Raw genomic sequence first — 9,872 nt, 5'->3', positions numbered from 1 at the left:
CTGCCGTTGAAAGTAACAACTTGCCCAACCGGATACGTTGGAGCAACAGCCGGATCAAAAGCAACAACGCCCTCAAAGCCAATGCCCGTAGCCCCCGTAGGTCCAGAAGGCCCAGTCGTACCGGTGATACCCGCGCCGGTTACACCGGTAGCTCCTGTAGCACCTACAGCAGCAATTAACGTATACTCAGGTGAGATTCCCGGAATTCCTATAGGTGAAGCGGTATTTACAACATAGGTGCTACCCTGAAACGTAATGACTTGACCTGGTTGATAACCAGGAGCTCTCGTTACGTCAAAAGGTTCAACATTTGTTAACCCTGATCCTGTTATTCCTGGCGCTCCGGTAGCACCAGTGGGTCCAGTCGGCCCAGTAGGACCTGTTGGCCCGGTAATTCCAGTGAAACCAGTTGGTCCGGTAATTCCTGAGATGCCGCCGCCACCTGGTCCAGTCGGCCCAGTGGGTCCGGTCGGTCCGATACCGTTAAAAAACCCTCCTCCGTTACGTGCGGTTCTTTGAAACCGCTGAATGTTAGAGGGGCATCCATCGTTAAAATCATTATACATGTGATATGTCAACCCTTTTCTAAAGTGAATTCGAATACGTTTCAGCTTATGCGAAATGTATAGGAATTGCTTTAGACATATAAGGAAATTCACAGAAATAGAGTTGAAAATATGCTTATGCACAATCCATTTCATTCAGAATTGGGTTGTAGCTATGGTTTATCAACATGAAAGAGGTCGTGCACTATGGCACGACCTCTTAAAATTAGGATCGCGATTTTTTTCCGAAAAACCCGCCATCTCCACCTCGCTCTAGTGGGCCATTTCTCATAAGAAAGTAAGCAAATACAAGCGCAATAATGCCTATAGCACCTACTATAAATGCAAAAAGCAGCTGCTCATGCAGGAAGGTATCCCAAACAAGAGATAAATCACCAAAGGTAATGCTTATTATAGCGACCATTCCAATTACAGTAGCTAAAGCTAATGTGCGAACCGTTCCAAACTTGAACCAGATTGAACTAATAAAAACGCCAGTACCAAATAAGAACACGCCGTAGAACAAGTCTAGGCAATAATAAAGAAAAGGGTTAGATGTGGGAAGTAAATCTCCCATATGAAAAATTGTGCTGGAGCTATACTGTTGCTCAATTAACCAACCATTTAACACCAATAAGAGATTAATGATGAGCATAGAACAGACGATAAATAGGATGCCAGAAATGCTTGCTGCAAGCATGAATTGTTTCCGTGTTCCGCCTAGTGCCAACGTATATTGATAGGAATTGTTGAAAAAGAAAAACGGGTAAAGCAATAAAAAGCCGTAAACAGGACCGAAGTTAGCGCCAACATTAAACGTTTCATCGTTATTAGCATTTATTATTCCTAAACATACGTAAAGTGCTGTTAAAACAATAGTAATAATAGCAATGATGTAAAACTGTATACGAAGCTCTTCAAATACAATGCGGAATGGACCTTTAAAAGTGCTCATCTTTCAACGTACTCCTTCTGTTGTCACACTAACTAAATAGTCTTGAAGTGGCGCTTTCTCAATGCTCACTCCTTTTTGGTTTGCGAGCTGTTCCCACTCTTCCGTGTATCGTTGATCTATCATTACGCTAATCTGTTTGCCAAGCCTACGCTCTTCAATAATGATGCTTGATTTAATAAAATCTCTTACTAAAGACTCTTCTCCGCTCAAAAGAATGCCTTGTTGTTTTAATTGGTCCGTTTCTTCATAGCGGATAATCGTTTTTGCATGAATAACAGCAATTTTTTCACATAAAGACTCGATTTCGTCAATATGGTGTGTAGATAAGAAGATGAAACGTGGGTCATCTTCATACGACTCCAATAAAGCTTGATAAAATTTCTTTCTCATATGCGCATCAAGACCGTTTGTTGGTTCATCCATAATGGTGACAGGTGCCTTGCTTGCTAAACCAATAACAATTTTGACCATCGTTTGCATGCCCTTTGAAAATTTATTGATTTTCTTTTTTCCTGGTAATTCGAACAACTCTACCAGATACTCCGCCCACGATTGATCCCATTGCGGATTAAAATATGCTCCGAATCGGAGTGCGTCATTTACGGACCAATGTTGAGAAAATGGATGGTTTTCCTGCATATAAGTCACATGTTTCATAGCTTCGGAATTGTTATAGGGGCTAGTAGTGTTAACTAAAATGTCGCCGCTTGTTGGCTTTTCGAGTCCAGAAAGCAATTTCATTAACGTCGTTTTTCCAGCTCCATTTCTTCCCCAAAGCCCAGCTATAATAGGTTCTTTTTCATGGAGTGATACGCTGTCCAAAGCGGTAAAATCTCCATATTGAAAAGAAACGTTCTGCATTTTTATCATAAGTCTCCTCCTCTTATTAATCTAAGTATCTCCTGTTCCGTTATTTCAATTCGATAAGCCTCAAGTAGCATTGTTGGACGTAAGTTGAAGAAAATTGCATTTCTTTGTTTTTGCATCTGGCTGGACAAAGGTTCCGATACCAACTGTTTATAAAAAAACATCCTCAACAAACTCTGCTGATCCTTTTTGTGCGGTTGCTCAATTCACTTAAAAAAGCTTTTAATTTCTGTTGGTGAAAGGATTTGCTGATTTTCAATTAAGTGACCTGCTATTACGTTGTCAGTAACCAAATCAGTCGTTTGCTGATAAATTGGTTTCATACTCGTGAATAGAGCTTTCAGCAGAGCTTCTTTCAACTAAGGTGATAAGTTGATTAGTCGTCTAATCAACTATACACATTTATGTTTATCATGTAAAGATCTTCGCTTTCCTTTAACGTTAATCAATCGTTTAATTAAAATTTATATTGCTTCAAGATTCAGTGACGTATATACTAAATAAAGATCTTGATATTGAAACGTTTCGACATAAATGAAAGCGTTTAAATTTGTACAATGGTTTATTTTTTTGATGATTTATTGAAACGTTTCAATTTAACTTTTGTAGGAGGCTTTAAAATGGAGAGATATGCAATTGATGTACTTTTAGAAAAGATGACGCTAGATGAAAAGATTGGTCAGTTAATGCAATATGCTGGCGCATTTTATTCAGAAGAAGCGAATGATACGCCAGTTACTGGACCGGCAGAATTACCGATTAATCAACATGCAGTTAAAAAAAGTGGCTCTGTTTTAGGCGTAGCCGGAGCAAAAAAAACGATAGGAATTCAAAAAGAACATTTGAAGTCGAATCGATTAGGGATTCCACTTCTTTTTATGGCAGATGTTATTAACGGTTTTAGGACGATTTTTCCAATTCCGCTTGCACTAGGATCAACTTGGGAGCCAGAACTAGTGCAACAAGCACAGTCTGTGGCTGCTAAAGAAGCTGCAAGTGCAGGTGTACATGTTTGTTTTGCCCCAATGGTTGACCTCGTTCGTGATCCTAGGTGGGGAAGAGTAATGGAATCGACAGGTGAAGATTCATTTTTAAATAGCCGATTTGCAGAGGCAACGGTTAAAGGTTTTCAAGGAAATGATTTACGGAAAGAGTTTGATCGCGTAGCGGCGTGTGTAAAGCACTTTGCAGCTTATGGTGCGGCAGAGGCTGGACGCGATTATAATACGGTTGATATGTCGGAAAGAGAGTTGCGAGAGCAGTACTTACCTGCATATAAAGCCGCACTTGATGCTGGATCAGAGCTTGTTATGACAGCTTTTAATACGGTGGATTCCGTTCCAGCTACAGGTAATAAACCATTAATGCGTGGAATTTTAAGAGAAGAATTTGGTTTTGAAGGCGTATTAATTTCAGATTATGGAGCAGTAGGTGAACTCATTCCTCACGGTGTCGCCGAGAATGAAAAAGAAGCGGCTCAGAAAGCAATCACAGCTGGTGTTGATATTGAGATGATGAGTTTATGCTATGAAAATGATTTAAAAGGGTTGGTGGAAACAGGCGAAGTTTCAATTGATTTAGTTGATGAAGCAGTTCTACGAATCCTACAATTAAAAGAAAAGCTAGGTCTTTTCGATGATCCTTATAGAGGCGTGAGTGAGGGGCGTGAAGAACAAACTTTATTCACTGCCGAACACAGAGAATTAGCTAGAAAAACAGCAGAAAAAAGCACAGTATTACTTAAAAATAATGGCGTGCTGCCTCTAAAGACAAAGAAAATCGCTTTAATTGGTCCATATGGAGATAATAAAGACATACTTGGCGAATGGTCTATTTTTGGTAAGCAGGAAGAAGCTGTTACCTTAAAAGAAGGATTAGCTCTTCATTCAGAGCAGATTGTCTACGCGGCAGGAGCTCAGATGTATGAGCGTGATCAAGAGCATTTTCAAGAAGCAATGGTCTTGGCGAAATCTGTAGATACAGTTGTGCTAGCTCTTGGAGAAGGAAGAGATCGTAGTGGGGAGGGCAGAAGTCGAGCCAACATTACGATTGAAGAGTGTCAGTTAGAATTATTGAGGGAACTTAAAGCAATCGGAAAAAAAGTGGTGGTTGTACTGTTTAATGCTCGGCCGTTAGATTTAACGGAAGTGGATCAGCTGGCAGATGCAATCTTAGAGGCATGGCATCCTGGTTCAGAAGGGGGAGCAGCTGTAGCTAATATCTTGTTCGGCTCCGTTGTCCCATCTGGAAAACTATCAATGTCATTCCCACGAACAGTAGGGCAGCTGCCTCTTTATTACAATAGCTATAGCACAGGCAGACCCCTTCCAGAAAACAGTGATGAACGATTCTTTTCAAGATACATTGATGTAGCGAACACTCCGCTGTATTCATTTGGTCATGGCTTAAGTTACGCTAGTTTCCAATATGAAAATCTGACGCTAGATAAAACAGAAATTCAAAGACATGAATCTATTAATGCATCTATAACCATTACAAATACTAGTCATTTTGATGGAGAAGAAACGGTTCAGCTATATATTCAAGATATTGTCGGGGAAGTCGTCCGTCCGGTTAAAGAGTTAAAGGGCTTCAAAAAAATAATCATTGAAGCAAATGAATCAAAAACCGTTTCCTTTACGATTACTGAAGACATGTTGCGTTATCATCATGCTGACTTATCCTATACAAGTGACCCAGGAAATTTCCGTGTATTTATTGGTACAAGTAGTTCAAATACAGAGCAAGCAGAGTTTAGACTAATAAAATAAAAAGTAGTATTGAACGTCACTAGCAAACTGCTAGTGGCGTTTTCGTCTTTTAGAAGAAGATTAAATGCTGCTAAATTATGATTTATGCACAGCTTATTCACATAAAAACAGGAAATGTACACAGTATTAGTTAACTTATAAACAGACTTAGGTTACTTATACACAGAAATATGTGTACAAATCAAACGAAGCCACCTTCTTATATGCAAGGTGGCTTTATTTCTTAAAACTTTAACAGCTTAAACGCTTCTGGCTCAACCGATAGTTCTGAGCTTGATGTTTGTTGTGACTGAGATTGTCCTACTAAAAGATCTTTATATGGTTTTGAGTGGAATGAATGAGGTAACTGAACCGCCGCCGACTGTTGTGAACGGTTGACCAGTACAACGAACGTTTCGTCAGAACTAGATAAAGCATACATCAGAACATCTTTGTGTCTTGAGTCATAAAAGGTGAGCGCATCATAATTTCCAAACGCTTTATACTGGTTCTTCCAACCAATTAATTGTTGTAAAAACGAATACATGTCACTGTCTTGGCGTTCAGGATCCCAAATCATGCAAGCTCGACAACCTGGATCGTTGTCACCGCTCATTCCAATTTCATCTCCATAGTAAATGCAAGGTGAACCAGGAAATGAGAATAAAAGAAAGTACTGAAGTTTTACTAAGTTTTTGTTTTGATCACTGACCGTCAAGACCCTAGCTGTGTCGTGACTACCAAGCATGTTAAACTGAACTTTATTAACAGGGTGTGGATAACTAAATAAGTGACGGGAGAGTGATTTTTGTACTTCTTGCACTGGTTTATTCTTTAGAACATAGTCTTGAATCGCATCTGTCAGTGGGTAATTCATGACCGCATCAAATTGATCACCCTGGAGCCATGCTCCAGCTTGATGCCAGATCTCTCCCAGAATATAGACATCTTGTTTAACGGTCTTTACTGCTTGACGAAACTCCCTCCAAAAAGCATGATCGACTTCGTTTGCGACATCGAGTCGCCACCCGTCTATATCAAACTCTTCAATCCAATAGCGAGCTGCCTTTAATAAGTAGTTTTTAACTTCTGGATGAGTTGTGTTCAGTTTAGGCATTGAACCAACAAAAGCAAACGTTTCATAGTTTGGCTTGGCTAGACTTGAATTAAGCGGGAATTCATGTGGATGAAACCAGTCTGCGTACTTTGAGGACGCACCGTTGTGAAGCACATCTTGAAAAGGAGCGAAGTAATAACCGCTATGATTAAAGACGGCGTCAAGCATGACCCGGATACCACGCTCATGACAAGCTGTTACGAATTTTTTTAAAGTCTGTTTGTCGCCAAATTGAGGGTCAAGCTCAAAATAATCAATTGTATCGTATTTGTGATTTGAGAACGCTTTAAAAATAGGTGTTAAGTAAATACCACTAATACCGAGAGTTTCTAAGTAATCAAGATTTTGAATAATCCCTTCTAAATCTCCGCCGAAAAAGGAATCTGGTTTAGGCTCAGCGCTTTCCCATGGAAGTGTTTGAGCAGGGTTTAATGATTCGTCACCATTTGCAAATCGTTCAGGAAAAATTTGATACCAAACGGTCTGCTCGACCCAGTCAGGTGGTGAAAAAACTTCTGAATCATGAGCGTAAGGAAGACAGAAGTAGGGAGAAATATGAGCAGGTTGTTCATTAAAGAATCCTCGTTCAGTAAATACTAATGTATGCTCGTTGCTGGACAACTTAAATGCGTAGCGCAGACGAGAATGAGGTAGATGAATCGTTGTTGACCAGTAATCGTGAGTCCCATCCGTACCAATCAACGTCATTGCGCTCTCGTGAGATAGCCACTTCCCCTCACGCCAATCATATGGGTCACCATGAATGAGTTGAATAGAAGTCACATCGCCGACTGCTGTTTGAATCCGAACAGTGGCTCGGTTTGAATTTACTAAATACAAGTGGCGGTTTTCTTGTGTATGAATGATAGCTGCTTTATTCATAGAAGCCTCCTCTATAATCGTACGTTCTTGCTTCTATCATAAAATTGGCTATCATGACTGTCAATTTTTTTGCAAACGATTTCCTAAAATAATAATTAGGTATTGTGTAAATTGGCTTGTACCTTTATACTGAGTGAGAAATTTAGTTGCATTAATTACATGCATTTATGCAAACGTTTGCCTAAAGAGAATTACTTCATGTTTGAAGGAGGACATTGTGATGAATAAATGGTTAAAGAGTGCAAGCGTGCTTGCTGTCATTGGATTACTTGGCGCATGCGGGCCAGATCGAACGGGTGTTGTTGATGACTTAGAACCGGACCCAGCAACAGAAGAGAATAAACCAGACTCTTTAACGATCTGGGTGAATGACGATGAACGTGAATTATTGGCTTATCGTGAAATTGGCGATAACTTCGAAAGAGAGACGGGCATTGAAGTACGCATAACGCCATTTAGTATGGGGGATCAGTTAGAAGCGATGTCGCTTGATGCGCCAGCTGGCGGAGGGCCAGATTTATTCTATCAGCCAAATGATATGGTAGGCAGTATCACCCTGCAAGGTTTAGCGGCAAATATTGATCTAACAGCTGAACAAGAAGCTGGCTACTTAGATGGCACACTCGATGCCCTTAGTTATGAAGGAGAACTTGCTGGAGTACCGGCAGCAGTAGAAACATACGCGCTTTTTTACAACACAGACATCGTTGATGAGGCTCCTGTAACAATAGAAGATTTAGAAGCGCTCGGTGAAGAACATACCAATGCAGCAGCGAATGAATTTGGTTTTCTACTAGAGTCACGTGAAATGTATTTTGCTTATCCGTTCTATGATGCCTATGGAGGCTACATCTTTGCTGAGGATGGGGAGGACTACGACACATCTGATATTGGACTAGCAAATGAGGGTGCTGTTCAAGGTGGAGAACTTTTACAGAAATTTCATCAAGAAGGCTACTTGCCACAAAACTTAAATGCCGATATTTTGAATGGATTGTTCTTAGATGGCAGCGTAGGGGCAGTTTTCTCAGGACCGTGGAATATTGCTGAATATGGAGAAGAGCTTGGTGATACATTAAAATCCGCACCACTTCCAACCGTTAATGGAGAACCGATGCGTTCATTGGGTGGAGTAAAAGCATGGATGGTAAATGGCTATAGTGATCATATTAGCTGGGCGAAGGAATTAGCTCTATTTATGACCAATGATGAAAGCGCTCAAATTTTCTTTGAAAACAAGCGTGAAATACCTGCAAGAGCAGAATTTGAGATAGACAATGAGTTATATGAAGGGTTCCAAGAGCAATTGCAACATGCTTACTTCATGCCTAATGTACCAGAAGTATCGGCCGTTTGGGGACCAATGGGAGATGCAAATGTCTTCATATCACAAGGTGATGATGTAGCGGAAGTCCTTGAAGAAACGGTACAGATGATTAGAGATGAAATTGAGATAATGGGAGCTGGAAGAGAATGAGGGACGCACAGCCAAAACAAAATCATAATCCAAAGCTAGCAGGTATCTTATCAATCATTCCTGGTCTTGGACAGCTTTACAACCGTCAGTGGTTGAAAGGGAGCTTGTTCTTGTTCATTTCACTTGCTTTCTTCACGGTTTTTTATGATCTGTTTAACATGGGATTTTGGGGTTTATTTACGCTCGGTACGTGGTCGGGAGTAGATGATTCCCGTGTGTTGATTGGACAAGGGATTGTAGCGATTTTCTTAACGATCTTTGCCATCGTGTTAGTTGTGTTAAACATTAAAGATGCTCGACGTGTTGCACATAAACGACAAATTGGCGAAGTCATTCCAACGTTGCGAGAGCGCACTCGTCATTCGTGGGATAAAGGCTTCCCTTATTTGCTTGTTTTACCAGGTTTAGCGCTGCTTTTATTAGCGGTAGTTTTTCCATTAATCTATATGGTTATTCTTGCATTTACCGACTATAACTTGTTTAATGCGCCACCAAGAAATGTCTTGAATTGGGTTGGATTTCAAAACTTTATTGATTTAGCTACCATTCCAATTTGGCGAAATACGTTCTTCTCTGTTCTATCTTGGACGATTGTGTGGACAGTAGTTGCCACAACTTTACAAATTGCATTAGCCATGTTGTTAGCAGTAATCGTTAATGATAAACGGATTAAATATAAAAAATTAATTCGAACTGTACTTATTCTACCTTGGGCAGTCCCAAGCTTTGTAACAATCTTAATCTTTGCGGCTTTGTTTAATGATGGATTTGGTGCAATAAATCGTGACTTGTTGGTTCCGTTATTTGACACCGCTATACCGTGGTTATCTGACCCGTTCTATACTCGGATGGCGTTAATCATGATTCAAACATGGCTCGGATTCCCATTTGTATTTGCGTTATTTACCGGAATTTTGCAGAGTGTATCAGATGATTGGTATGAAGCAGCAGACATGGATGGAGCGAGTAGATTTTCTAAATTCCGCTTTATTACGATGCCGCATGTGTTATTCGCAACGGCACCACTGCTCATTATGCAGTACGCTGGTAACTTTAATAATTTCAACTTAATTTACTTATTTAATGAAGGTGGCCCGCCGGTACGTGGTCAAAGCGCAGGGAGCTCAGATATTTTAATCTCGTGGGTTTATAGCCTTGCGTTCGAAAATTCTCAGTACAGTATGGCAGCAGCCATCTCGATTATCATCGGTATTCTCGTAGCGTTGTTCGCCGTATTCCAATTCCGTCGTAGCGCTTCGTTTAAGGAGGACAAATAAGC

At 40.4% G+C, this 9,872-nt stretch carries 6 protein-coding genes and 1 pseudogene; 3 read left to right on the top strand and 4 right to left on the bottom strand.

From position 1 onward, the window contains the following. The 3 genes and pseudogenes from JOC54_RS16465 to JOC54_RS16455 form a co-directional block, all read right to left on the bottom strand. Positions 1-566 (bottom strand): annotated as a pseudogene (locus tag JOC54_RS16465) (collagen-like exosporium glycoprotein BclA1); the annotation flags it as partial. A 205-nt stretch (positions 567-771) separates the two neighbouring features. Continuing rightward, complete coding sequence (locus JOC54_RS16460) at positions 772-1,500, bottom strand: hypothetical protein (protein ID WP_035422233.1); 729 nt, start codon at positions 1,498-1,500, stop codon at positions 772-774. A gap of 3 nt (positions 1,501-1,503) precedes the next feature. Beyond that, positions 1,504-2,370 (bottom strand): ABC transporter ATP-binding protein, encoded by an 867-nt coding sequence (locus JOC54_RS16455; RefSeq protein ID WP_204467571.1) that lies wholly within the window; start codon positions 2,368-2,370, stop codon positions 1,504-1,506. 617 nt (positions 2,371-2,987) lie between these two features. Here JOC54_RS16455 and bglX point away from each other — a divergent pair. Continuing rightward, on the top strand, positions 2,988-5,138 hold the full coding sequence (bglX, locus tag JOC54_RS16450) for a beta-glucosidase BglX (RefSeq protein WP_204467569.1): 2,151 nt from the start codon (positions 2,988-2,990) through the stop codon (positions 5,136-5,138). A gap of 223 nt (positions 5,139-5,361) precedes the next feature. On the opposite strand, the gene JOC54_RS16445 is transcribed toward bglX, so the two are convergent. Then, positions 5,362-7,116 carry a glycoside hydrolase family 13 protein gene (locus tag JOC54_RS16445; RefSeq protein WP_204467566.1) on the bottom strand — a complete coding sequence of 585 codons (1,755 nt, stop codon included), beginning with the start codon at positions 7,114-7,116 and terminating at the stop codon, positions 5,362-5,364. 220 nt (positions 7,117-7,336) lie between these two features. Here JOC54_RS16445 and JOC54_RS16440 point away from each other — a divergent pair, with 220 nt between their 5' ends. Together JOC54_RS16440 and JOC54_RS16435 are read left to right on the top strand one after the other, a co-directional pair. Further along, entirely contained in the window at positions 7,337-8,593 is a 1,257-nt protein-coding gene (locus JOC54_RS16440; protein ID WP_035422228.1) for a sugar ABC transporter substrate-binding protein, read from the top strand. Continuing rightward, a complete protein-coding gene (locus tag JOC54_RS16435; protein WP_035422226.1) occupies positions 8,590-9,870 on the top strand; it encodes a carbohydrate ABC transporter permease in 1,281 nt (426 codons plus the stop codon). The genes JOC54_RS16440 and JOC54_RS16435 overlap by 4 nt, the downstream gene beginning before the upstream one ends. Positions 9,871-9,872: the final 2 nt, after the last annotated feature.

This window comes from Shouchella xiaoxiensis, from assembly GCF_016907895.1.
GTDB lineage: Bacteria > Bacillota > Bacilli > Bacillales > Bacillaceae_D > Shouchella > Shouchella xiaoxiensis.
Note: the sequence above shows the minus strand (reverse complement) of the source record. Positions and strands in the feature narration are given on the sequence as shown.